The organism is Staphylococcus sp. GDY8P67P (assembly GCF_017892545.1).
Taxonomy (GTDB): Bacteria; Bacillota; Bacilli; order Staphylococcales; family Staphylococcaceae; genus Staphylococcus; species Staphylococcus ureilyticus.
Genome location: NZ_JAESLH010000012.1, coordinates 187,897 through 212,243 on the forward strand (window position 1 = coordinate 187,897; position 24,347 = coordinate 212,243).

The 24,347-nt window shown below is 32.3% G+C and carries 23 protein-coding genes; 21 read left to right on the forward strand and 2 right to left on the reverse strand.

The features are described from left to right. Positions 1-17: 17 nt before the first annotated feature. The 4 genes from KA833_RS05490 to KA833_RS05505 all read left to right on the forward strand — a co-directional run bounded on the left by KA833_RS05490 (position 18) and on the right by KA833_RS05505 (position 3,981). Positions 18-203, forward strand: coding sequence for a hypothetical protein (locus KA833_RS05490; protein ID WP_210128082.1), 186 nt, complete (start codon positions 18-20; stop codon positions 201-203). Between the two features lie 209 nt (positions 204-412). After that, the gene (locus tag KA833_RS05495) at positions 413-1,972 is read left to right on the forward strand and encodes an MFS transporter (RefSeq protein WP_238394752.1); all 1,560 of its coding nucleotides are present in this window, start codon (positions 413-415) and stop codon (positions 1,970-1,972) included. Between the two features lie 628 nt (positions 1,973-2,600). Beyond that, entirely contained in the window at positions 2,601-3,455 is an 855-nt protein-coding gene (locus tag KA833_RS05500) for a YitT family protein (RefSeq protein ID WP_046208686.1), read from the forward strand. A 118-nt stretch (positions 3,456-3,573) separates the two neighbouring features. Further along, positions 3,574-3,981 (forward strand): VOC family protein, encoded by a 408-nt coding sequence (locus tag KA833_RS05505; protein WP_046208685.1) that lies wholly within the window; start codon positions 3,574-3,576, stop codon positions 3,979-3,981. Between the two features lie 116 nt (positions 3,982-4,097). Here KA833_RS05505 and KA833_RS05510 read toward each other — a convergent pair whose 3' ends face one another. After that, on the reverse strand, positions 4,098-5,795 hold the full coding sequence (locus KA833_RS05510; protein WP_073342352.1) for an Rqc2 family fibronectin-binding protein: 1,698 nt from the start codon (positions 5,793-5,795) through the stop codon (positions 4,098-4,100). 159 nt (positions 5,796-5,954) lie between these two features. On the opposite strand from KA833_RS05510, the gene gmk reads away from it, so the two are divergent. The 15 genes from gmk to KA833_RS05585 all read left to right on the forward strand — a co-directional run bounded on the left by gmk (position 5,955) and on the right by KA833_RS05585 (position 21,738). Beyond that, positions 5,955-6,578 carry a guanylate kinase gene (gene gmk / locus KA833_RS05515; RefSeq protein ID WP_046208683.1) on the forward strand — a complete coding sequence of 208 codons (624 nt, stop codon included), beginning with the start codon at positions 5,955-5,957 and terminating at the stop codon, positions 6,576-6,578. Continuing rightward, positions 6,578-6,778 (forward strand): DNA-directed RNA polymerase subunit omega, encoded by a 201-nt coding sequence (gene rpoZ, locus KA833_RS05520; protein ID WP_046208682.1) that lies wholly within the window; start codon positions 6,578-6,580, stop codon positions 6,776-6,778. The genes gmk and rpoZ overlap by 1 nt, the downstream gene beginning before the upstream one ends. Before the next feature lie 379 nt (positions 6,779-7,157). Beyond that, the gene (coaBC, locus tag KA833_RS05525; RefSeq protein ID WP_204180078.1) at positions 7,158-8,360 is read left to right on the forward strand and encodes a bifunctional phosphopantothenoylcysteine decarboxylase/phosphopantothenate--cysteine ligase CoaBC; all 1,203 of its coding nucleotides are present in this window, start codon (positions 7,158-7,160) and stop codon (positions 8,358-8,360) included. Between the two features lies 1 nt (position 8,361). Continuing rightward, the gene (gene priA / locus KA833_RS05530; RefSeq protein WP_210128084.1) at positions 8,362-10,770 is read left to right on the forward strand and encodes a primosomal protein N'; all 2,409 of its coding nucleotides are present in this window, start codon (positions 8,362-8,364) and stop codon (positions 10,768-10,770) included. A 169-nt stretch (positions 10,771-10,939) separates the two neighbouring features. Further along, positions 10,940-11,407: a GNAT family N-acetyltransferase gene (locus tag KA833_RS05535; protein ID WP_046208679.1), complete on the forward strand. Its 468-nt coding sequence runs from the start codon at positions 10,940-10,942 to the stop codon at positions 11,405-11,407. A 438-nt stretch (positions 11,408-11,845) separates the two neighbouring features. After that, complete coding sequence (locus KA833_RS05540; RefSeq protein WP_070037915.1) at positions 11,846-12,535, forward strand: GNAT family N-acetyltransferase; 690 nt, start codon at positions 11,846-11,848, stop codon at positions 12,533-12,535. 200 nt (positions 12,536-12,735) lie between these two features. Continuing rightward, entirely contained in the window at positions 12,736-13,224 is a 489-nt protein-coding gene (locus tag KA833_RS05545; RefSeq protein WP_046208677.1) for a peptide deformylase, read from the forward strand. Further along, on the forward strand, positions 13,217-14,149 hold the full coding sequence (fmt, locus tag KA833_RS05550) for a methionyl-tRNA formyltransferase (RefSeq protein WP_064209127.1): 933 nt from the start codon (positions 13,217-13,219) through the stop codon (positions 14,147-14,149). Before KA833_RS05545 ends, fmt begins: the two co-directional genes overlap by 8 nt. Before the next feature lie 2 nt (positions 14,150-14,151). Beyond that, positions 14,152-15,459: a 16S rRNA (cytosine(967)-C(5))-methyltransferase RsmB gene (rsmB, locus tag KA833_RS05555; protein WP_225792175.1), complete on the forward strand. Its 1,308-nt coding sequence runs from the start codon at positions 14,152-14,154 to the stop codon at positions 15,457-15,459. A gap of 3 nt (positions 15,460-15,462) precedes the next feature. Then, positions 15,463-16,557, forward strand: coding sequence for a dual-specificity RNA methyltransferase RlmN (rlmN, locus tag KA833_RS05560; RefSeq protein ID WP_046208675.1), 1,095 nt, complete (start codon positions 15,463-15,465; stop codon positions 16,555-16,557). A 4-nt stretch (positions 16,558-16,561) separates the two neighbouring features. Continuing rightward, positions 16,562-17,305 (forward strand): Stp1/IreP family PP2C-type Ser/Thr phosphatase, encoded by a 744-nt coding sequence (locus tag KA833_RS05565; protein ID WP_210139533.1) that lies wholly within the window; start codon positions 16,562-16,564, stop codon positions 17,303-17,305. Beyond that, positions 17,302-19,347: a Stk1 family PASTA domain-containing Ser/Thr kinase gene (pknB, locus tag KA833_RS05570; RefSeq protein WP_210128090.1), complete on the forward strand. Its 2,046-nt coding sequence runs from the start codon at positions 17,302-17,304 to the stop codon at positions 19,345-19,347. The genes KA833_RS05565 and pknB overlap by 4 nt, the downstream gene beginning before the upstream one ends. A 229-nt stretch (positions 19,348-19,576) precedes the next feature. Then, positions 19,577-20,452 (forward strand): ribosome small subunit-dependent GTPase A, encoded by an 876-nt coding sequence (gene rsgA / locus KA833_RS05575; RefSeq protein WP_210128099.1) that lies wholly within the window; start codon positions 19,577-19,579, stop codon positions 20,450-20,452. Then, positions 20,453-21,097 (forward strand): ribulose-phosphate 3-epimerase, encoded by a 645-nt coding sequence (gene rpe, locus KA833_RS05580; protein WP_192946278.1) that lies wholly within the window; start codon positions 20,453-20,455, stop codon positions 21,095-21,097. It abuts the gene before it with no gap. 5 nt (positions 21,098-21,102) lie between these two features. Next, positions 21,103-21,738: a thiamine diphosphokinase gene (locus KA833_RS05585; RefSeq protein WP_210139534.1), complete on the forward strand. Its 636-nt coding sequence runs from the start codon at positions 21,103-21,105 to the stop codon at positions 21,736-21,738. Between the two features lie 78 nt (positions 21,739-21,816). Here the strand turns inward: KA833_RS05585 and rpmB are convergent, their stop codons facing one another. After that, positions 21,817-22,005, reverse strand: a complete 189-nt coding sequence (gene rpmB / locus KA833_RS05590; protein ID WP_002483503.1) for a 50S ribosomal protein L28 — start codon at positions 22,003-22,005, stop codon at positions 21,817-21,819. Between the two features lie 239 nt (positions 22,006-22,244). Here rpmB and KA833_RS05595 point away from each other — a divergent pair, with 239 nt between their 5' ends. Together KA833_RS05595 and fakA are read left to right on the forward strand one after the other, a co-directional pair. Further along, entirely contained in the window at positions 22,245-22,616 is a 372-nt protein-coding gene (locus KA833_RS05595) for an Asp23/Gls24 family envelope stress response protein (RefSeq protein WP_019467949.1), read from the forward strand. A gap of 14 nt (positions 22,617-22,630) precedes the next feature. Then, complete coding sequence (gene fakA, locus KA833_RS05600; RefSeq protein ID WP_210128103.1) at positions 22,631-24,292, forward strand: fatty acid kinase catalytic subunit FakA; 1,662 nt, start codon at positions 22,631-22,633, stop codon at positions 24,290-24,292. The last annotated feature ends 55 nt before the right edge of the window (positions 24,293-24,347 follow it).

A 24,347-nucleotide genomic window follows, 5' to 3' on the forward strand; every position in this document is an offset into this window, starting at 1 on the left:
TAGATGGAGGGGATGTTATGACAAAAGACTCAAATGTAGCTTATAATCATTTTGCTCATTTAAATAAATTCCTCAAAAAATCAGAAGACTATAGAGCACAAACAACTTCAGAAGACGAAAATAAATGGTTGTTTAACGCTACAGAATCAAATATTTATAAAAGATCAAAATTAAATCTAAAGCAAAAAGGACATATTAAATAAACGATATATGTAAATATATTATGAGAATTTGAGACAACATTAAAAATTTATTTAATTAAATTGGTTAAAAAATGCTTAAAAGACTTTTATATTGATAAAAGGTCTTTTAGGCATTTTTTAATATATAAATATATTTTGTTCATATTTAGTTCACAAAATAGGTTTTAAATAATGAGTATCATATGAAATTCCAAGATAGAAAGGAATGAATGAACTTGAATCAAAAAAAATTTGATATTGTTGCACTATTTTTACTCATTGGTGTGTTTATGGCAGCTTTAGACAACGGCATTATTAGTGCAGCGTTAACCACAATAAATCAATCTTTTGAAATTTCAGCACAAATGGGGTCATGGGGCATAACGATTTACACATTAGGTATGGCTGTAACTACACCTATAGCGGGTAAACTTGCTGATATGTATGGTCGTAAAAAAATATTTGTTATTGAAGTCATTTTATTTGGTTTAGGATCATTGTTAGTTGCTTTAAGTCCAAATTATACAATATTTATTATTGCACGATTAATTCAATCATTTGGTGGAGGCGGTTTATTTGTAATCGCTAGTTCACATATTATAGCTACTTACACCAAGGAAAAACAAGGTAGCATGCTTGGTGGGTTAGGTGCAATGAATGGTATTGCTTCGGTATTAGGGCCAAATATAGGAAGTTTATTAATTAACCTAAGTGGAACATGGCATTGGCTATTCCTAATCAATGTGCCAGTGGCAGTAATGATTGTTATTTTTATGATTCTTAAAATGCCAGAAACACAAGAAAAAGTTAAAACTAAAATTGATAAGTACGCCATCATTATATTTTCATTTTCAACGTTGCTGATGATGTTTGCGATTAATAATATACAAACGAATAACATTGCTAATAGTATACTTAGCTTTTCAGTGATTGGTTTATTTATATTGGCAATCATTGGTTATGGTATTTTGATTTTAGTAGAATATAAAAACGAAGCAACTGATATAGATGCGTTCTTACCTTTCTATTTATTAAAAAAACCAGCTTTTTCAGTAGTATTGATTATGGGCGTTTTATCAGGGATGTTAATTGGTTCCATTATTTTCATTCCTTCCTTTGTTGAAAATGTATTGCATGTTAAAGCTGAGAACAGTGGCTATTGGATGACACCCTTAGCGTTAGCTTCAGGTATTGGCGCGTCAATGGGCGGGAAGATTGTTGATAAAAAAGGCCCGATATTTGCATTAGTGATTGCGAGTATCATTAGCATAATTGGGTATGGAGGGTTAGCCTTTTTAACTTATTCAATTACGCCATTTTTAATATTTTCAATTATCGCAGGTTTAGGTTTTGGTTTTACTATTGGTGCACCAATGACTGTATTAGCAACTAGATCAGCACATTCAGATAAAAATAATAGTACTGTAATTGGAACATTATCCGTTTCTAGACAAGTCGGCATAACAATTGCACCGACTATGTTTACGACATTCATTCAATTCGGATATAGCCAAATGGGTAGTAAAATTAAAGAAAGTATAAATTCAGCCCATTTTGGTTTTAAAGATATACCCGTTTCGTTAATGAAAACGATGGAACATAATTCAGGCAATCTTACTAAAATATTAGAACAAGTGAATCAAATTTCTAATGATACATTAAGACATGCAATTACAAATGGCATTGAGGATGCTACACACCTAGCGTATATGCCTATATTTTTAACTGCAGTTATTGCAGCTTTTATTATTTTGCTACTTGTAACGCTCTTTAGTAAAGAATTTAAATAAAAAATTTGATAAACTGGTGAAATCGTAAAGAAAGATTAAAAAAAGATTAATTGTAGAAAGTAACGTAAAAAACAGCAACGCAGTATGGTAGACAAGGTTTTAATGTCTACTTTACTGCGTGTTTTGTTTAATATAATACAAAAATGATTGAAATGATTAATGTTATTAAAATGATTAAAAAGTATCGTTATAAAGTTATGATATAAAATGGATTAACGAATCATAATTTTAATGATGATAAAGCCAATGAGTATCACTAAAGCGGCAATCAGTAATGGAATAATGTAATAAAACATGAAATACCTCCAATTATATTTGTATTTATTTTAACTATAAATATTTAAAAGTAAAGTGATTTTATGGTTTTAAGCCGTCAAAGCTTTCAATATTACACACTTTACAAATTAATGTTGCAAACTACATGAAGTGGTATATTGAAATGGGTTGTGTTACATTTGCAATTATACTATGTAACTGTAACAAATGTTATATTTTCATTTATTTTGGTTTTAAATAGATTTGTGAGTATAAAAAACAAATTTGTAAAATTAAAGTGAGGCATGATTTGAATACACTTTTTTAGCTTACCTTATTTAATTTTATATTATCAAATGTAAGGGGATATGATATGAAACGTATGAAGCAACTTTTAAAAAACCATACTAAAAATATTATTGTATGCTTAATTGGCGCATTTGTAAGTGCGATTGCTGTAAATTCATTTATATTAGAGTCTAATTTAGGTGATGGGGGTACTGTGGGTATGTCATTAGCATTAAAATATGCCTTTGGTTTTTCACCAGCGATATCCTCATTAATTATTAATACATTGGTCATTATTGTAGGCTGGCGTTTTTTAAGTACCAGAACAGCAGTATATACGTTTATTGCTAATACAGCGATTTCAATCTTTTTAGATTTAACTGAAAATTTTAAGACAGGTATTGATAATTTTGTAATAAATGCTTCGTTTGGTGGCGTTTTAGTAGGTGTAGGTATTGGATTAGTAATTGCTTCTGGTGGTGTGATAGGTGGGACATCAGTCATTGCTAAGATGCTAAATAAATACTTTGACATCAAAACATCGCAAGGCATTTTTGTTTTAGATGGATTAGTTGTCTTGTCTTTTTTATTTGTCTTACCTTTAGAAAACGTCTTATTTACTGTAATTATGATATTTATAACTGAACGTGCTACTGCATTCATTATAGAAGGGTTCCATCCTAAAAAAGCGGTGACTGTGATATCAAGTAGAAATGAGATTATAAGTGATGAAATCAATAGCTTTACAGGTAGAGGTTCAACACTTTTAAAGGGTAAAGGTGGTTATGGTAAACATGAAACAAGCATGTTGTATGTTGTAGTTCCACAATCACAAGTAACTAGAGTTAAAAAGCTTGTAAATGAGGTAGATGAAAATGCCTTTTTAGTCATTCATGATGTGAGAGATGTATTAGGTAATGGATTTATAAATTTATCTTAATGATAGATTGGCAAAGGAGCACTTCATGTGATGTGTTGTTAATTGCAAATTTTATTCGTTCGATTTTTTTAAGCATTTGTTTTATTCTAGAACTAAGATGTTTTAAGGAGGCAGTTAAATGGCAATTCCCAAAATAACGACATTTCTAATGTTCAATGGACAAGCAGAAGAAGCAATCAATTTATATGTAGATGCATTTGAAGATGCAGAAATATTAGCGATGGTTAAATATGAAGAAGATGATAAAGAACCCACTGGTGCCGTACAACATGCTATCTTTCGCTTAAAAGATCAAGTTTTTATGGCGATTGATAATATGAATGGTGTCGATGTAGACATGAATCCAGCAATGTCTTTATATGTCACTGTAGATAGTCCGTTAGAAATGGAAAGATTATTCAGCAAATTGAAAAGTGGTGGGGCAATTTTAATGCCTAAAACGGAAATGCCACCATTCAGAGAATTTACATGGATTGTAGATAGATTTGGCGTTAATTTTCAGCTTGCATTACCAGATAAAAAATAAATATTAAAAAGGCTAAGATAAAGTATCATGCACGTGTTACATGTGCTGCTTACTCATAATCTTAGCCTTTTTTTAGATTGAAATATGTTACTAATGCTTTAAAGTATTTGGTGTTATCATGTCACCTTCATTTTTTGAATATGATCGTAATCAGGTGTAGCATAGAGTGTTTTTTGGTGATCATATGTTACAAATCCTGGTTTTGCGCCAGAAGGTTTGTGAACGTGTCTAATTTCAGTGTAATCAACTGGTATTTGACCAGAATTTCCAGCTTTTGAAAAATAACCGGCTAGCATAGCCGCTTCTTTAATAGTATTTTCACTTGGCGCATCATTTAAGATAACCACATGAGACCCTGGGATCTCTTTCGTATGAAACCAAAGATGCTGTTTGCTGGCTTTTTTATTCGTTAAATAATCATTTTGCTTATTATTTTTTCCTACAAGTATGGTATCTCCATCAGTTGAAACATACGTTTGCAATTGAATGGTCGGTTTCTTTTTCTTATTTTTTTGCTTCCGCTGTTTCATATAACCTTGTTCAGCAAGCTCTTCTCTAATATCATCAATGTCATCCACAGATATGTGTGCGAGTTGTTGTTCTATATTTTCAAAATATGTGATGTTTTCTTTTGTTAAATCGATTTGTCGTGTTAATTCATGTGCACGTGTTTTCAATTTATTATATTTTTTATAATACATTTGAGCGTTTGTAGCTGGTGACTTTGTTGTATCTAAGGGAATGGTTACTTCCTGACCATCATAATAATTGGTAGTCGTCAGATACTTATCACCTTGTTTAATTCTATAAATATTTGCAGTGATTAATTCACCGTATAATTGCTGTATTTCTTTATCCTTAGTACCTTCTTGTTCGTCGATTAATTTACTGAGTTTATTTTGATATTTATGCAGTTGTTGCTGTACAAATTTGACTAAATCATTTGCACGTTGTTTAACGCGTTCTCTTTCTCCTCTAGCATCGTAATATCTATCTAATAAATCATGTAGAGAATCATATTCAACCATATCATCGTAAAATTGATTTAAGTGCATAAAATAGAAATCTTCTTTTCCTGTTTCATGATTCTTATGAAAAACAGGAGTAGGTAATTCCATTGTCTCATTCATAACTGAATTAAATGCCTCTGGTAACGTGTCGGTCGTCATAAATTGTTTACGATTGACAATTTCATTCGTAATTAAGGGACTAAAGCCTTCAAATTGATTTAGCAGTTGCCTAGCGATTTTTCCACTATTGAAATCGATGAATTTTAAAACTTCTGTACCCGTAATACTATATGGATTTGTTTTATTTTGGGTAGGGGGCGCTTCATATTGAAACCCAGGCATAACTGTACGATATTGATTTGTATTTGGAGTTAAATGTTTAAAACCTTCAATAATCTTGCGTTGATCATCTACTAACATTAAATTACTGTGTTTACCCATTATTTCTAAAATAACTGTGCGGTATGTGGTATCACCGATTTCATCTTTACTGTGAATATCTATTTCTACACGTCTATCGTTTCCGATTTGTCTTATAGCTTTAATGAAACCACCCTCTAAATGTTTACGGAATACTCTTGCAAACATTGGTGGTTCAAATGGATTATCATATTTTTTATTCGTTAAATGCATTCTAGCAAAACTAGGATGGATCGAGAGTAGAAGTTGATGGTTTTTACGATTTTGACGTATTACCATGATGATTGTATCGTTTTCAGGTTGATTGATTTTATGAATCCTACCATCAACGAGAAATTGTAAAGATTCTACCATTTTTCGTGTAAATAAACCATCGTATGCCATTACTATCAGCCACCTTATTTTTAGTCATTCATCATATTGTAACATGGTGAAAAGATTTGGTCATGAGCAAAGTTTGTTTGAACGTATGCTATACAACCAAACGCTCATTATGGTATCATAGTTTAATAATAGAAGAATAGCTTAGAGAGGTAGTAAGGCATGGATAATGAGAAAGGTTTGTTGATTGTACTTTCTGGACCATCTGGTGTAGGAAAAGGTACAGTTAGAAAAAAAATATTTGATGACCCAACCACATCTTATAAATATTCTATCTCGATGACGACACGTAATATGCGTGAAGGTGAAGTCGATGGTGTAGATTATTTCTTCAAAACAAAGGCAGAGTTTGAAGCGTTAATTAAACAAGATCAATTTATAGAATATGCAGAATATGTGGGAAATTATTACGGTACACCAGTGCAATACGTAAAAGATACTATGGACCAAGGACATGATGTATTTTTAGAAATTGAAGTTGAAGGTGCCAAACAGGTTCGAAAGAAATTCCCTGATGCATTATTTATTTTTCTAGCTCCACCAAGTTTAGATCATTTACGTGAGCGCTTAGTAGGGCGTGGTACTGAGTCAGACGAAAAAATTCAAAGCAGAGTACTTGAAGCTCGTAAAGAAGTTGAAATGATGAATTTATACGATTATGTTGTCGTTAACGATGAAGTAGAATTAGCTAAGCAACGTATTCAATCCATTGTTGAAGCTGAGCATTTGAAAAGGGAAAGAATTGAAGCAAAATATAGAAAAATGATATTGGAGGCAAAAAAATAATGTTATATCCACCATTAAATGATTTAACATCTAAAATCACATCAAAATATTTAATCGCTACAACTGCAGCTAAACGTGCACGTGAGTTGGACGAGCATCCAAATAGTACACTATTAAACAAATATAATTCAGAAAAAGCAGTGGGAAAAGCTTTGGAAGAAATAGCTGGCGGCGAAGTTTATCCTGAAACTACAAAATAACACTTTCTAAGCGAATATTAAATCATATAATTTTATATTTTTGAAAAGTACACCAGGTTAATGATGTGCACTTCAAAAGTCAGACGCATGTGATGACTTTGAGGTTTCATAGCCAAGGTGTGCTTTTTTAATTTGGGCAATAATTTGTGTATAATAAGCAGTAATCATATTTATATTTAAAGCAATGAAGCTAAAATAAGATATTGCATAAAATAATTCATTGGCTGAGTAACATAAAATACATTGTGTAGTTATTTGTACGACCTTGATACAGAATTAAAACATTTGTTCATATTTAGATATATTTAAAATTTCAAAATATAAACTACAAAGTTAAACAATTAATAGAAAGATATTAACGATTTGGAGGAAAACTACGATGAAAAATATTTTACTTGCTGTCACTGGTGGTATCGCTGCGTATAAAGCAATAGATTTAACGAGTAAACTCACACAGGCTGATTATAACGTGAGAGTGATGTTAACAGATCATGCACAAGAGTTTGTAACTCCTTTAGCTTTTCAGGCTATTGGTAGAAATCCTGTTTATACGAGTACTTTTAGAGAACACAATCCAGAAGAAATTCAGCATGTTGCTTTAGGAGATTGGGCAGATGCGATTGTTGTAGCACCGGCAACTGCAAATACCATCGCTAAACTAGCAAATGGTATTGCTGATGACATGGTTACATCAACATTATTAGCTACAGAAACACCCAAATTTATCGCTCCTGCAATGAATGTACATATGTATGAGAACAAAAGAACGCAACATAACTTAGCAACATTAAGTTCGGACGGTTATTATTTCTTAGAACCTGGTGAAGGATTCCTAGCTTGTGGTTATGTAGCAAAAGGAAGAATGGAAGAGCCTTTACAAATTGTAGAAAGATTAAATCAGTATTTTAAAAACAACACGTCAGTGACAAAAAATAGTAGATTTAACGGTATACAAGCATTGGTGACAGCGGGGCCAACCATAGAAGAGCTAGACCCTGTTCGTTATTTATCCAACCGCTCATCAGGTAAAATGGGATATGCACTCGCAGAATCTTTAGCTCAAAGAGGGGCGACCGTGACACTTATATCTGGTCCAACTCATCTAACACCACCTAAGAATGTAGAAGTCATTCAAGTAGAAAGTGCACAACAGATGTTTGAAGCGGTTAAAACGCGATTCGATAAGATGGATATTGTCTTTAAATCTGCAGCGGTATCAGATTATGCTCCAACTGAATTATTAGAACATAAACTTAAAAAACGACAAGGTGATTTGACTGTTACTTTTAAACGCACACCCGATATTTTAAAATACTTGGGTGAGCATAAAGATAAACAATTTTTAGTTGGTTTTGCAGCAGAAACACAAAATATTGAATCATATGCTCAAAAAAAACTAAAAAGTAAAAACGCAGATGTCATCATAGCGAATAATGTTGGCGATCGTACCATTGGGTTTAGCTCTGATGATAATGCATATACTATGTACTATAAAAACGGTGAAACAATATCATTAGGGAAACATAAAAAAGTCATATTAGCGGAGCATATATTAGACAGTTTAGAAACAAGGTGGAAATAAAATGATAGCAAAAGTAATCGTAGATATACCATCTAAAAGTGTTGACTTTACGTTTGATTATTTAATTCCACAAAAATTTCAAGCGATGGTTGAAGTTGGTATGCGCGTGATTGTACCTTTTGGACCGAGAACGATTCAAGGTTATGTTATGGACATCACTCAGCAAACCGACACTAGTATGGACATATCAAAATTAAAAGCAATAAAAGAAATACAAGATATTAAACCTGAATTAACGAAAGAATTAATACAACTTGCAGATTGGTATCATACGTATTTTGTTACAAAACGAATTTCTATGTTAGAGGTTATGCTTCCAAGCGCAATCAAAGCCAAATATACTAAAGTATTTGCAGTTAAAGATACTGAAGCCATACCAGAAAAATTGTTGAAACGATTTGATTCGGAAGGACATTATGCATATAAAGTAGCACAAAAAAATGAAGACTTAACGCTCATTTCACCATTTTTAAAGCAAGGTGCAATTCTTGAAGATACGATTTTGTCTCAAAGTTTAAAGAAAAAGAAACAACGCGCAGTGCGCATTGTCGAAGGCTTTAATGATGATACAGTATTAGAATCTTTGGAAAAATCAAAAAAGCAATATGAATTATATGCTTATTTAATTGATGAAAATCATCACGTAGTTTTTTTAAAACAGTTGGAAGAAATGGGTTTTTCAAAATCTAGCATTGAGACGTTAGTCCGTAAAGGCTTTATTGAGAAATATGATACAACTGTAGAGCGAGATCCTTTTGCAACACGGGTATTTGAACAAGATCAAAAGCAACAACTTACGCAAGAACAACAAGATGCATATGATGCGATACTCGAGACGATTAATAAAGGTGAACAACGTACATTTTTATTACATGGCGTAACGGGTTCTGGTAAGACGGAAGTTTACTTGCAAACTATAGAAAATGTACTCAATCAAGGTAAACAAGCGATGATGTTAGTGCCAGAAATTGCACTCACTCCTCAAATGGTATTAAGATTTAAACGAAGATTTGGAGACGAAGTAGCAGTTTTACACTCAGGATTATCTAAAGGGGAACGTTATGATGAATGGCAAAAAATTAGAGATGGAAAAGCGAGTGTGAGTGTAGGAGCTCGCTCAAGTGTATTTGCACCTTTCAAAGATTTAGGTATGATCATTATTGATGAAGAACATGAGTCTTCCTATAAACAAGAGGATTATCCTAGATACCATGCTAGAGATATTGCACAATGGCGCAGTCAATATCATCATTGCCCTTTAGTATTAGGCAGTGCTACACCAAGTTTAGAGACATATGCACGTGCAACTAAAGGTGTTTATGAACTATTATCATTACCTCATAGAGTGAATCAGCAAGCTTTGCCAGACGTGAATATCGTAGATATGCGTGCTGAACTTGCTTCTGGCAATCGTTCTATGTTTTCAGAAGATTTGCGTAGTGCGATTCAAGAGCGTTTAGATAAAAAAGAACAAGTTGTTTTATTTTTAAATAGACGTGGATATGCGTCATTTATGTTGTGTCGAGATTGTGGCCATGTCCCTCAATGTCCTAACTGTGATATTTCTCTCACATATCATAAGTCTACGGATCAATTGAAATGCCATTATTGTGGTCATCAAGAAGTACCACCTAATAAGTGTCCCAACTGTGAAAGTGAACATATCAGACAGGTAGGCACAGGTACACAAAGAGTTGAAGAACTATTACAAGAAAATTTTCAGGAAGCAAAAATTATTCGTATGGATGTTGATACCACTTCTCGAAAAGGTGCACACGAACAATTATTAGATGACTTTGGTTCAGGTAAAGGGGATATTTTACTGGGGACACAGATGATAGCGAAAGGTTTGGACTTTCCAAATATTACTTTGGTTGGCGTATTAAATGCTGATACGATGTTAAACTTGCCTGACTTTAGAGCTAGTGAGCGTACATATCAATTGTTGACGCAAGTTTCAGGACGTGCAGGCCGTCATGAAAAAGAGGGACAGGTGATTATACAAACATATAATCCTGATCATTATGCTATTAAAGATGTTCAAGATAATGACTATCATTCCTTTTTCGAAAAAGAAATGAATTATAGAAAGTTAGGTAAATATCCACCATATTTCTTTTTAATTAATTTTACGATTGCGCATAATAATATGAAAAAAGTAATGGAAGCTTCTAAACATATACACAAAATATTGTTACAGCATTTATCAGATAAGGCATTAGTTCTAGGCCCTTCTCCAGCAGCTTTATCACGGATTAATAATGAATATCGCTTCCAAATATTAATAAAATATAAAAGCGAACCTTCATTGCACGAAGCATTAAAGTATTTAGATGATTTTTATCATGATCAGTATTTAAAAGACAAATTATCACTGAAGATAGACATCAATCCACAAATGATGATGTAGGTTGTTGTTGTAAATGGATTAATTGCAGTGTATAAAAGGGGGGTCTTAAAATCAGTATTTTATTGGTTTTAAGGCTCTCTTTTTATTGAATATTAAATATTAATGGTTGAATATGATTGATAGATATAGTAAATTTATTTGCTCATATTTTTTTAAAGGAGTACTAGATATGGAGATGAGAATTGCAAATAAAAATGATATTGAAACAATTATAAAATTAAGAAAAGAACAATTACTTGATCAAGGCATGCATGGTACTGAAGATATTGATGATAATATGAGAGCATATTTTAAAGATGTTTTCGATAAAGGAAACATCTACCAAGTATTTATGATAGATAATCATCAAGTTGTAGCAACAGGAGCTGTTGTCTTCCAACAGATACCACCTGCATATGATAATCATTATGGTGTAGAAGGTTATATTACTAATGTTTATACAACTAAATTATATAGAGGATTAGGTTTGAGTAAACAAATTCTAGAAGAGCTTTTATTAAAGTGTAAAACAGAACAGGTGAATATCGTTAATTTAAAAGCTTCGACTCAAGCAGAGCCATTATATTCTAAAATTGGTTTTATAAAAAATGTATCATCCATGACCATTGAGTTAGCAAATAGTGAAGCGAAACAGTAATAGATATAAAGCTAATTATTATTATATCGTTTATTTAGTTTAACGTTTTGGATGTTTCTAAATAAACTAAATTTTAATATAAGGTATAAATTTAAGGTTTATTTTATTGAAGAAATAATAAAGTAATGTCTTGCTATAGTTAAAATAAATATAAATATAAAATGAAAAAGTAGAAGTAAGAAGAATATCATTCAGCTAGTATTTATTTCTTTTTACTTCTACTTTTTAATTAATTCATATTATAAAATATTAAAAAGAATATAAACTGATTAATAAAAATGCTTTCGCATTATAAGTTACAATGATAACATAATATTAATTTATAAAAATTGGTATAGATGTATTATACGCAATTGCTAAACATTTTAATGATTAATATTTCGCGTGATAAATTATGCGATAAAGTTCTCTAGTCATTGATTAAAAGGGGGGATATAAATGGAATATAATCAGTTTGAACAACCTATCGGTAAGTCATTAATCGATTTTTCTCAACCCAAAACACCAACGGCTGATGTGTTAGAAGGGAAGTATTGTAGATTAGAAAAATTAGCTTCAAAACATATTAACCCTTTATTCACTCATTTTAAGGAGCAAGAAGATGCACCTAATTGGACGTATTTACCAGACGCGCAGCCTAAAAGTTATGATGATTTTGCAACCTATATAAAAAATAAAGTACAAACAAAGGATCCATATTTTTTTGCTATAATAGATCAATTTGATAATGATGTAGTAGGTATTTTATCATTACTTAGAATAAATGAACCAAATGCAACAATTGAAGTTGGTCATATTCATTATGCTAATAAAATGAAACGAACACGTATTGCTACAGAAACACACTACTTATTAGCAAAATATATCTTTGATACTTTGGGATATAGAAGGTATGAATGGAAATGTGATGCATTCAATGAGCCTTCTATAAAAGCAGCTAAACGACTTGGCTTTAAATATGAAGGTTTGTTTAAAAATCATACTATTTATAAACAAAGAAGTAGAGATACATACTGGCTCGCTATGTTAGATGATGAGTGGTCAGTATATAAAACTAAGTTTGAGAATTGGTTGAACGAATATAATTTTGATGAATCTGGCAATCAAATAAATAAGTTATCACTATGATATTACAACATTAACTGGATAATAAATATTTTGTAAACCGTAAGCTTGTATAGGGGGCTTACGGTTATATTTGTGATGACGGAATAAAATTAAAGTGAAAATATATGTGATTTCAGTTCGTGTATTTCATCAAAGCTTGGTGCAAATTTAACTAAAATAAGTTATAATGATATGATGAATTTTTATGAGGAGTAATTTGTATGACAATAAAGCAACTTGTTACAGCAGAAAATCCAATTTTGCAAAAGCACGTGCCGGATGTATCACGATTTGACGAAAACTTAGCTCAATTATTGCTCGATTTAGAAGACACAATGTATGAAGTTGAGGCTTCTGCCATATGTGCCCCGCAAATTGGCATTTTACAAAAGGTAGCTATTATAGATATGGAAATAGATGGATTGTTACAACTTATTAATCCAAAAATCATTCGAGAATCTGACCAAAAAGTAACTGAGTTAGAGGGCTCTATTTCATTACCTGACATTTATGGTGAAGTTGAAAGAAGTAAAATGATTGTTGTTAAAAGTAACGATAAAAATGGAAACGAAGTAGAAATGACTGCATATGATGATATTGCACGCATGATATTGCATATGATTGATCATTTTGAAGGTAAACTTTTTACAGAACGTGCAGATAAAATTTTGACTGAAGCAGAAGTGGAGGCGTATTTTGAAAATGAGTAAAATTATTTTTATGGGGACACCAGATTTTTCAACAAAAGTGTTAGAAATGTTAATTGCAGAACATAACGTGATTGCAGTCGTTACTCAACCTGATCGACCAGTTGGCAGAAAACGAAAATTAACACCACCACCAGTGAAACAAGTTGCAATAGAACATGCGATTCCTGTATATCAGCCTGAAAAACTGTCAAAATCTGAAGAATTAGAGATGTTGATTGATTTAAACGCGGATTTAATTGTTACTGCGGCATTTGGCCAATTATTACCACAACGTTTATTGGATTCACCAAAGTTAGGTGCTATCAATGTGCATGCATCATTATTACCTAAATATAGAGGTGGAGCCCCGATACATCAAGCGATTATAGATGGAGAAACACAAACTGGTATTTCTATCATGTATATGGCTAAGAAATTGGATGCTGGAAATATTATAGCTCAAAAAGCGATCGATATTGAACCACAAGATGACGTTGGTGTAATGCATGATAAATTAAGCTTTTTAGGTGCTGAATTATTAAAAGAAACCCTTCCTTCTATCATTAATGGTACGAATGAAAGTATTGTTCAAAATGAAGACGAAGCAACATTTGCATCTAACATTCGTCGAGAAGATGAAAAAATTGATTGGTCAGAACCTGCTGAAGTAGTTTATAACCATATTAGAGGTCTATCTCCATGGCCGGTTGCCTACACAATTATGGATGGAGAAAACTTAAAAGTCTATGCTTCACGTATTGAAAAAGATAAAGACGGTGAGCCAGGTACAATAATAGAGACAACTAAGAAAGCAATTATTGTGGCTACAGGTTCTAGTGATGCGATTGCATTAACAGAGATTCAAGTTGCTGGTAAAAAGAGAATGCCTACAGCTAATTACTTAAGTGGTGTACAATCAACACTCGTTGGGAAGGTATTAAAATGACAATTGAAACTAATGTAAGGTTATTAGCTTTTGAAACACTACAAGATATTATTAATGATAAAGCTTATAGTAATATTATTATTAATGAGGTATTAACAAATAATGAGTTAAATCGAGCTGATAAGAATTTATTAACCGAATTAGTATATGGTACGTTAAAAAGAAAATATACACTAGATTATTATTTGAAACCATTTGTACAAACTAAACTTAAAGGTTGGGTCAGACAGTTACTATGGATGAGTATCTATCAGTATATGTATTTGGATAAAGTTCCTGAACATGCGATTATTAATGAAGCTGTTAATATAGCAAAATATAAAGGCGGCCCACATAACGGTAATGTGGTTAATGGAATCTTGAGAACCCTTATGCGCAGTGAGTTACCAAATTTCAATGAAATTTCGGACGATAAGAAGCGAATTGCTATTCAGTATAGTTTGCCTAAATGGCTTGTTGATCACTGGGTGACACACTTTGGAATAGAAGAAACTGAAGCAATTGCACAATCATTTTTAACAAAAGTGACAACAACTGTAAGGGTTAATTTGACAAGAATTTCAGTTGAACATGTGATGCAACGTTTAGAAGAAGAAGGTTACACTGTAACGCAAGATAATGACATTACAATTTGTTTACATATTAGTGGTAAACCGATTATAGAGTCACGCGTATTTAAAGATGGTTTAGTATCTATCCAAGATAAAAGTTCTATGTTTGTAGCTGACGTGATGAATCTTCAAGATGGCGACCTTGTATTAGATGCTTGTAGTGCACCTGGCGGAAAAGCATGTCATATAGCAGAAAGGCTACATGGTACTGGACATGTAGATGCGACAGACATCCATGAACATAAAATTGATTTGATTGATTTTAACATTCGAAAATTACGATTATCTAACATTTCCGCCTTTAGTCACGATGCGACGGAAAATTATGATAAAGTGTATGATAAGATTTTAGTAGATGCACCTTGTAGTGGCTTAGGTGTACTTAGACATAAGCCAGAAATCAAATACGAACAAAGTCAGCAAAGTATTCAATCTTTAGTGAATATTCAACTAGAAATTTTAAATAATGTGAAACATCATTTACGTCCAGGAGGCACTTTAGTTTATTCAACTTGTACAATAGAACAGTTAGAAAATGAAAATGTAATATATACATTTTTAAAAGAAAATAAAGATTTTGAATTTGATTTATTTGAACATCCAATCAGTGGAGAAAAGGTAAAAACTTTACAAGTGTTACCTCAGCATTTTAATTCTGATGGCTTTTTCATTACTAGGATAAAAAGAAAGGACCAATAAATAATGATAACTGCAGAAAAGAAGAAAAAGAATAAATTTCTTCCCAATTTTGAAAAGCAATCTATATACTCTTTAAGATATGATGAAATGGAAAATTGGTTAAAGGAAAATGGGCAACAAAAATTCAGAGCGAAACAAATCTTTGAATGGTTATATGAAAAACGAGTAGACAGCATTGATGAAATGACAAATTTGTCTAAAGAGTTAAGAGCACTATTGAAAGATCATTTTGCAATGACAGTGATGACGACAGTAGTTAAACAAGAAAGCAAAGATGGTACAATCAAATTCTTATTTGAATTACAAGATGGGTACACAATCGAAACAGTATTAATGAGACATGAATATGGTAATTCCGTATGTGTTACTACTCAAGTGGGTTGCCGTATAGGTTGTACATTCTGTGCATCTACACTAGGTGGCTTAAAGCGTAATTTAGAAGCGGGAGAAATTGTATCTCAAGTGCTTACTGTCCAAAAAGCATTAGATGAAACCGAAGAACGTGTATCTCAAATCGTCATCATGGGTATTGGTGAGCCATTTGAAAACTATGATGAAATGATGGACTTTTTGAAGATTGTTAATCATGACAATGGTTTAAATATAGGTGCGCGTCATATTACTGTTTCTACTTCTGGTATTATACCTAGAATTTATGATTTTGCTGACGAAGATATTCAAATCAATTTTGCAGTAAGCTTACATGGGGCTAATGACGAAATTCGTTCTCGATTAATGCCTATTAACCGAGCGTATAATGTTGAAAAATTAATGGAAGCCATTAAATATTATCAAGAAACAACAAATAGACGTGTTACATTTGAATATGGTCTATTTGGAGGCGTCAACGATCAAGTTGAGCATGCGAGAGAGTTAGCACATTTAATTCAAAAATTAAACTGTCATGTAAATTTAATACCTGTGAACCATGTACCAGAAAGAAATTACGTCAAGACGCCTAAAGAAGATATCTTTAAATTTGAAAAAGAATTAAAGAGACTAGGTATTAATGCAACTATAAGAAGAGAACAAGGTGCTGATATAGATGCAGCATGTGGTCAATTAAGAGCTAAGGAACGAAAAGTAGAAACGAGGTAATAGTATGCTAAAAGCACAATTTTTTACTGACACAGGTCAATATCGTGATAAGAACGAAGATGCAGGTGGTGTGTTCTATAATAAAACAGAACAACAATTACTTGTACTCTGTGATGGTATGGGTGGACATTTAGCAGGAGAAGTAGCAAGTCAATTTGTAACAGATGAATTGCAACGTCGTTTTGAAGAAGAAAATTTAATTGAACCTAACCAAGCCGAGGATTGGCTGAGAAGTACACTTAAAGCGATTAATCGTGAATTATATCAACTCTCTGTTGATAATACAGACTATTTTGGCATGGGAACAACTTGTGTTTGTGCGTTAGTATTTGATGATTATGTAGTGGTGGCAAATATTGGTGATTCAAGAGGATATTTGGTTAATAGTAGAGAGATTGAACAAATTACAAACGATCATTCTTTCGTTAATCATTTAGTGATGATTGGTCAAATTAGTGCTGAAGAAGCATTCAATCATCCGCAAAAAAATATTATTACAAAAGTTATGGGTACGGATAAGGTAGTAACACCAGATATTTTTGTAAAAAGAACTAATTTTTATGATTTTCTATTACTTAACTCGGATGGATTAACAGATTTTGCGAGAAATCATATGATTCAAGAAGAATTAATGCAAGAAAATGATTTAGAAACACACGGCCGGAATCTTATTGAATTAGCAATATCTCAAGAAACGAATGACAATGTGAGTATTGTTTTAGCAGAAATTGAAGGAGATAAGGTATGATTGGAAAATTAATAAGCGAACGTTATAAAGTGATAAAAAAGCTTGGCGGCGGTGGCATGAGCACGGTATATTTGGCTGATGACACAATTTTAAATCGCAATGTAGCAATTAAAGCTATTAGGATACCTTCTGGTGAAAAAGAAGAAACAATTAAGCGTTTTGAACGTGAAGTCCACAATTTAACACAACTTTCACATAAAAATATCGTTAATGTTTTTGATGTCACTGAAAATGATGAAAATTTCTTTTTAGTGATGGAGTACATAGAAGGTCCCACTTTATCAGAATATATTCAACAACATCGACCTCTAGACATCAAAACCGTAATCAAATTTACTGAACAAATTATTGAAGGAATAAAGCATGCACATGATACAAAGATTGTTCATCGTGATGTAAAACCTCAAAATATTTTGGTGAATCGTGATCAAACACTAAAAATATTAGATTTTGGTATTGCAAAAGCATTAAGCGAAACGACGATGACCCAAACAAATCATGTTTTAGGGACGGTTCAATACCTTTCTCCTGAACAAGCGCGCGGTGATGTAACAGATAACGGCACTGATATATATTCTATTGGTGTTGTACTGTATGAAATGTTAGTAGGACAACCTCCTTTTTCCGGTGAAACAGCAGTAAGCATCGCTATAAAACATATCCAAGATCCGATGCCTAATGTTTCTAACAAACGTTCTGAAGTCCCACAATCATTGAGCAACGTCGTGCTTAAAGCGACTGAAAAAGATAAGAAAGATCGCTATCAATCGGTTCAGGAAATGCAAGATGACTTGTCTACTGTCCTGACAAAAGAGCGTGAAAATGAATCACCCTATCATTCTGTTGACGCTGACACTAAAACAGTGCCTATTGATAAAGCAGAGATTGCTAATCAGACTCGTGATGAAGATAAAGCAAAAAGCATGAATCAAACCATGCAAATTCCAATTGTTAATCAACAATATTTTCAATCAAATGAGGAACAATTATATACAATGCCTCCGAAAAAAAGATCAAAAAAGAAAAAGTTTTTCTATGGTTTAATCATTGTATTACTGTTGTTTGGATTATTTGGTTTTATGGCCATGGGAATGTTTGGTAATAAATATTTGGAAACACCTAATTTAATAGGTAAGACTGAAAAAGAAGCTGAAGGTATTTTAAAGGATAACAAACTAGAATTAGGCAAAACTACAAGAGCTTATAGTGATAAATATCCTGAGAATAAAATTATTAAAACATCACCTGGTAAAGGTGAACGTTTAGAACAACAAAGTAAAGTGGACATTGTATTATCAAAAGGACCTAAAACTGCAGAAATGCCAAATTTATATGGATTACCAAAAGCAGAAGCATTAAATAAATTAAAAAAATTAGGAATTGATGATGCAAAAGTAGACCAATCTTATACGAAACAAAATGTAGCTAAAGGCTTAATTGAAGCACAGAGTGTTTCGCCAGGTGATAGAGTGAAAATAAATGATAGTGACATTAAATTGACTGAATCATTAGGTGTTAAACAAGTTTATGTGGATGATTATGAGAAAAAATCATTCAAGACAGCTAAATCTGAACTAGAATCTAAAGGATTTAAAGTAGTTACTGTAGAAAAACGCTCTGATAAAACAGTTAAAAAGGACAATGTCATTAGTCAATCACCTAAAGACGAAGAAGTAGATGAAGGTTCTACCGTAGAATTCGTAGTATCTACAGGTAAACCGAAAGCATCAGAGAAAAAAGAAGATAAAGATTCTGAGGAGCAAGAAGATAAGTCATCTAAAGAAGATGATAAACCTCAAACTAAAACATATACAGAAACCTATCAAGTTCCCTATACGGGTGATGATGATGAAAGCCAAGAAGTGAAAGTATATGTGAGAGACAAGGATGACAAAGGATCATCAGCTGCACAAAGCTTCAAAATTAAAGATGATAAAACCGTTACTATTCCAATGACGATTGAAAAAGGAGAGACGGCGGGTTATACGATTCGAGTTGATGGCAAGATTGTAGCTGATAAAGATATTCCTTATGATTTTTAGCGCAACTTAACGAACAAAGTGAAGGGAGTTTAGTTGCGCTTATGCAGAAGCCAAAGGCTTCTGCGAACTACTTTTAAAAAACGTTTATAACAGAGTATTATTGCTATCATTCCATGTAGTAATAATGCTCTGTTATTTATTTTTAACTGAAATAGTCTCAAATCGTATTTAAATTAAAAAGCCTTTGCTATAATATAGTATGTAAAGCTTTTAAAAGAGGGGTGCCTAAGTGAAAACAGGACGCATCATAAAATCATTAAGTGGTGTATATCGCGTAGATGTAAATGGCGAAATGTACGACACAAAACCACGTGGATTATTTAGAAAAAATAAATTTTCACCTATTGTTGGTGATGTTGTAGATTTTGAAGTTGAAAATATTACAGAAGGTTATATTCACCGTGTTCACGAACGAAAAAATGAATTAAAAAGACCTCCAGTTAGCAATGTTGATCATCTAGTATTAGTGATGAGTGCGGTAGAACCTGAATTTTCAACTCAGTTATTGGATAGATTTTTAGTCATAGCACACTCGTATCATATGAGACCTCGCATATTAGTAACTAAACGTGATATTACTCCACCTAGCATGGAAAACAAAATATTACAGACACTAAAAGTTTATGAAGATATGGGATATTATACACAATTTATAAGTGTTGAAGATCATATCGATGAAGTTTTCATGCAATGGGGAGAAGGACTAGTAGTATTAAGCGGTCAATCAGGTGTTGGGAAATCTACGTTATTAAATCGATATTTTCCTGAATTGAATATTGAAACACAACATATATCTAGAGCGTTAAATAGAGGGAGACATACTACAAGGCATGTAGAATTATTTGAACGGAAAAATGGCTTTATAGCTGACACACCTGGATTTAGCGCATTAGATTTTAATCATATTCAAAAAGATGAAGTGAAACATTATTTCATGGAAATCAATGAATATGGTGAACTTTGTAAATTTAGAGATTGCAACCATATAAACGAACCCAAGTGTAACGTTAAGCATGAAATAGAAAAAGGGAATATAGCTCACTTTAGATATGAACATTATTTACAATTATTTAATGAAATTGCAAACAGAAAGGAAAGATATTAAGTGGCAAAATTATATCCATCATTATTATCAGCTGATTTTTTACAATTACAAAAGGAATTAAAGGCATTAGAAGATGCAGGTGTTGATGGTGTGCACTTTGATGTGATGGACGGTCAATTTGTTCCAAATATTTCAATTGGATTGCCTATATTAGAAGCCGTTAGAAAGGGTACTAATTTACCAATAGATGTGCATTTAATGATAGAAGAACCAGAAAAATATGTGGAGCTTTTTGCAGCACAGGGTGCAGACATGATTTCAGTACATGTGGAAGCAACACCACATATTCATAGAGTAATACAACAGATTAAAAAGACAAATGTAAAAGCTGGTGTAGTCATTAACCCAGGTACATCGGTGAATACGATTATGCCAGTGCTGAAAATGGTGGATTATGTACTTGTCATGACAGTTAACCCTGGATTTGGCGGTCAAACATTCATTCAAGATAGCATTTGCAAATTGGACGAACTAGTTAAGATAAAAAAAGCATTAAACTTATCATTTGAAATCGAAGTTGATGGTGGCATTAACGATGAAACAGTTGCAACTGTTATCGAACATGGTGCCACTATGTTGGTAGCTGGTTCATATTTCTTTAAACAAAAAGATTATAAACAAGTGACGCAAACATTGAAAGGTTGAAGTCAATGAAAGTCAATTTATTATGTGGTGCAAGAAATTTACCAGAAAATATTTTACAAAATAAGGCAAATGAGTCATGGATAGGGATTGACCGAGGTGCATTAATTTTGATTGAATCAGGTATTATGCCTCAATTTGCAGTCGGTGATTTTGATTCAATAACTAAAGAAGAAAAGGATTATTTGGCTGAAAAACTAGCAATTAATCCATATCATTCTGAAAAAGATGACACTGATTTAGCATTGGGTATCGATCAAGCAATCCATTCAGGCTATAGTGAAATATGTGTTTATGGAGCAACCGGTGGGCGTTTAGACCATTTTATGGGTGCATTGCAAATTTTAGAGAAGCCAGAATATACAAAAAAGAAAATTAATATTAAAATCATTGATCACCAAAATGAAATTTCATATTTATCTGCTAAAGATCATTGTGTTGAAAGAGACTTCAATTATCCATATATATCATTCATCCCAATTGCGTATCCTACTGTTATTTCATTAATTAATTTTAAATATGAATTGAAGCAAGCATCTTTACAACTCGGTTCTACGCTGACAATATCTAATGAACTAATAAAACCACGAGGTACTGTTTCTATTTATTCAGGTAGCGTATTAATGATTAAAAGTAAAGATTGATAAATCGTAGCAAAATTAATTATAAAAAAAAGACCAATCCTCCACATAAGGATTGGTCTTTTTCGTGCATTATATTTATTAAACTCTAGTTACTTTACCAGATTTTAAAGCACGTGCAGAAACCCAAACTTTTTTAGGTTTTCCGTCTACAAGAATTCTAACTTTTTGAAGGTTAGCATTCCATCTTCTTTTAGAAGAATTTAAAGCGTGTGAACGATTGTTTCCAGTTGAAGCTTTGCGACCTGTTACGAAACATTGTTTGCCCATGAAAGTACCTCCTTTAATAAATATAAATACACATATCTACTACATACTTGAATAATGTACCACATAAAAAAAATAATGGCAATAAAATGAAAAAAATTTCTTTACATAGCTTCTACTTTTGTTACACTCATTTTATGATATAATTGTAAACTATGGATAATATTGTATTTTTTAATCTTAATATAAAGTTTTAAAGTATCAAAATAAACTGAGAACCATAAACTAGGAGGCCCAATAAAATGACATTAGAAATTACAAATGATTATGGTAGCATAGACATTTCAAACGAAGTAATAGCTTCAGTTGTGGGTAGTAAAGCGGTAGAATGTTATGGCATTGTAGGAATGGCTTCTAGACAACAAGTAAGAGATGGAATTGCTGAAATTTTAGGTTATGAAAATTATGCAAAAGGCATTGTTGTGAGAGAAGAAAATAGTGTGTTGGATGTTGATATGTATATCATTGTAAGTTACGGTACAAAGATATCAGAAGTTGCAAGCAATGTTCAATCAACTGTCAAATATACATTAGAACAAACATTAAAAGTTAAAGTAAATTCAATTAATATATTTGTACAAGGCGTACGAGTGGATAATGGCAAGAAAAACTAGGAGGACATAACGAGATGGTTAGTAAAATAAATGGTAAATTATTTGCCGAAATGATTATTCAAGGGGCACAAAATTTATCTAATCATTCAGATTTAGTAGATTCATTAAATGTATACCCGGTGCCAGATGGGGATACAGGGACAAATATGAACTTAACAATGACATCAGGCAGAGAAGCAGTAGAAGAGAATTTATCACAGCATATTGGCGAGTTAGGTAAAACATTTTCAAAAGGCTTATTAATGGGGGCACGTGGAAATTCTGGCGTTATCTTATCACAGCTTTTTAGAGGATTTAGCAAAAATTTAGAAAGTTTTAGCGAAATTAATGCAGAGCAATTAGCAGAAAGTTTTAAAGCTGGTGTTAACACTGCATATAAAGCAATTATGAAACCCGTAGAAGGCACAATTTTAACTGTTGCTAGAGATGCTGCGGATGCAGGTATACAAAAGGCACAAGAAACAGAAGATTGCATTGAACTTGTGACATATATTATAGAACAAGCCCAAATTTCTTTAGAGAATACGCCTAATTTATTACCTGTATTAAAAGAAGTTGGTGTAGTTGATAGTGGTGGTAAAGGATTAGTTATCGTTTATGAAGGTTTTCTAAAAGCTTTAAAAGGTGAAACTGTAACTGCAGAAACTCCAAAATTAGATACAGAAACTTTAGTGAATGAAGAACATGACTTCCACGGTGTGATTAATACTGAAGATATTGTTTATGGATATTGTACCGAAATGATGGTTCGTTTTGGGGTAAATAAAAAAGTATTCGATGAAGATACTTTTAGAGAAGAAATGAGTCAATTTGGGGATTCATTATTAGTTATTAATGATGATGAAATTGTAAAAGTTCATGTACATACAGAAAAACCTGGCGATGTTTTTAATTACGGACAACAATATGGTGAATTAATTAAATTAAAAGTTGAGAATATGCGAGAACAACATCGTGAAGTTGTAAAAAAAGAACAAAAAGGTACAAATACACAACAATCTAATCAAGAAACTTCAACAGTAGACACTGCTGTCATCGCTATTTCTATGGGAGAAGGCATATCAGAATTGTTTAAATCCATGGGTGCGACACATTTAATAAGTGGTGGCCAGACAATGAACCCTTCTACTGAAGATATTGTGAAAGTGATTGAACAATCCCAATGTAAACGTGCAATCATCTTGCCAAATAATAAAAATATTATGATGGCGAGTGAACAAGCTGCATCAATTGTAGATGCTGAAGCTATTGTGATTCCTTCGAAATCTATACCACAAGGAATAGCTGCATTATTTAATTATGATGAATCAGACGAATTAATTGATAATAAAGCACGCATGATTGAATCATTAGAAGTGATAACTTCTGGCTCTGTTACTTACGCTGTTAGAGATACCAAAGTCGATGGTGTAGAAATAAAAAAAGATGCATTTATGGGATTAGTCGAGGATAAAATTGTCACAAGCAATGAAGATGAATTTGAGACTGTTAAACAGTTATTGTCTCAAATGATTACGGACGAAAGTGAAATAATCACTATGATTATCGGTGAAGATGCCAATAGTGATATAACATCTAATGTTGAATCCTGGATTGAAACAACGTATCCAGATATTGAAATAGATCAACATCAAGGTGATCAGCCTGTATATCAATATCTGTTTTCTGTGGAATAATGTTAGTTTGTTGATAACGACAAAAATTTCTATCAATATACGTAATTAGGTATGT

Excerpts from the sequence above, each read along its gene's own strand:
- KA833_RS05490 (WP_210128082.1), top strand. The coding sequence starts at position 18 with ATGACAAAAGACTCAAATGTAGCTTATAATCATTTTGCTCATTTAAAT.
- KA833_RS05495 (WP_238394752.1), top strand. The coding sequence starts at position 413 with ATGAACTTGAATCAAAAAAAATTTGATATTGTTGCACTATTTTTACTC.
- KA833_RS05500 (WP_046208686.1), top strand. The coding sequence starts at position 2,601 with ATGAAACGTATGAAGCAACTTTTAAAAAACCATACTAAAAATATTATT.
- KA833_RS05505 (WP_046208685.1), top strand. The coding sequence starts at position 3,574 with ATGGCAATTCCCAAAATAACGACATTTCTAATGTTCAATGGACAAGCA.
- KA833_RS05510 (WP_073342352.1), bottom strand. The coding sequence starts at position 5,795 with ATGGCATACGATGGTTTATTTACACGAAAAATGGTAGAATCTTTACAA.
- gmk (WP_046208683.1), top strand. The coding sequence starts at position 5,955 with ATGGATAATGAGAAAGGTTTGTTGATTGTACTTTCTGGACCATCTGGT.
- rpoZ (WP_046208682.1), top strand. The coding sequence starts at position 6,578 with ATGTTATATCCACCATTAAATGATTTAACATCTAAAATCACATCAAAA.
- coaBC (WP_204180078.1), top strand. The coding sequence starts at position 7,158 with ATGAAAAATATTTTACTTGCTGTCACTGGTGGTATCGCTGCGTATAAA.
- priA (WP_210128084.1), top strand. The coding sequence starts at position 8,362 with ATGATAGCAAAAGTAATCGTAGATATACCATCTAAAAGTGTTGACTTT.
- KA833_RS05535 (WP_046208679.1), top strand. The coding sequence starts at position 10,940 with ATGGAGATGAGAATTGCAAATAAAAATGATATTGAAACAATTATAAAA.
- KA833_RS05540 (WP_070037915.1), top strand. The coding sequence starts at position 11,846 with ATGGAATATAATCAGTTTGAACAACCTATCGGTAAGTCATTAATCGAT.
- KA833_RS05545 (WP_046208677.1), top strand. The coding sequence starts at position 12,736 with ATGACAATAAAGCAACTTGTTACAGCAGAAAATCCAATTTTGCAAAAG.
- fmt (WP_064209127.1), top strand. The coding sequence starts at position 13,217 with ATGAGTAAAATTATTTTTATGGGGACACCAGATTTTTCAACAAAAGTG.
- rlmN (WP_046208675.1), top strand. The coding sequence starts at position 15,463 with ATGATAACTGCAGAAAAGAAGAAAAAGAATAAATTTCTTCCCAATTTT.
- KA833_RS05565 (WP_210139533.1), top strand. The coding sequence starts at position 16,562 with ATGCTAAAAGCACAATTTTTTACTGACACAGGTCAATATCGTGATAAG.
- pknB (WP_210128090.1), top strand. The coding sequence starts at position 17,302 with ATGATTGGAAAATTAATAAGCGAACGTTATAAAGTGATAAAAAAGCTT.
- KA833_RS05585 (WP_210139534.1), top strand. The coding sequence starts at position 21,103 with ATGAAAGTCAATTTATTATGTGGTGCAAGAAATTTACCAGAAAATATT.
- rpmB (WP_002483503.1), bottom strand. The coding sequence starts at position 22,005 with ATGGGCAAACAATGTTTCGTAACAGGTCGCAAAGCTTCAACTGGAAAC.
- KA833_RS05595 (WP_019467949.1), top strand. The coding sequence starts at position 22,245 with ATGACATTAGAAATTACAAATGATTATGGTAGCATAGACATTTCAAAC.
- fakA (WP_210128103.1), top strand. The coding sequence starts at position 22,631 with ATGGTTAGTAAAATAAATGGTAAATTATTTGCCGAAATGATTATTCAA.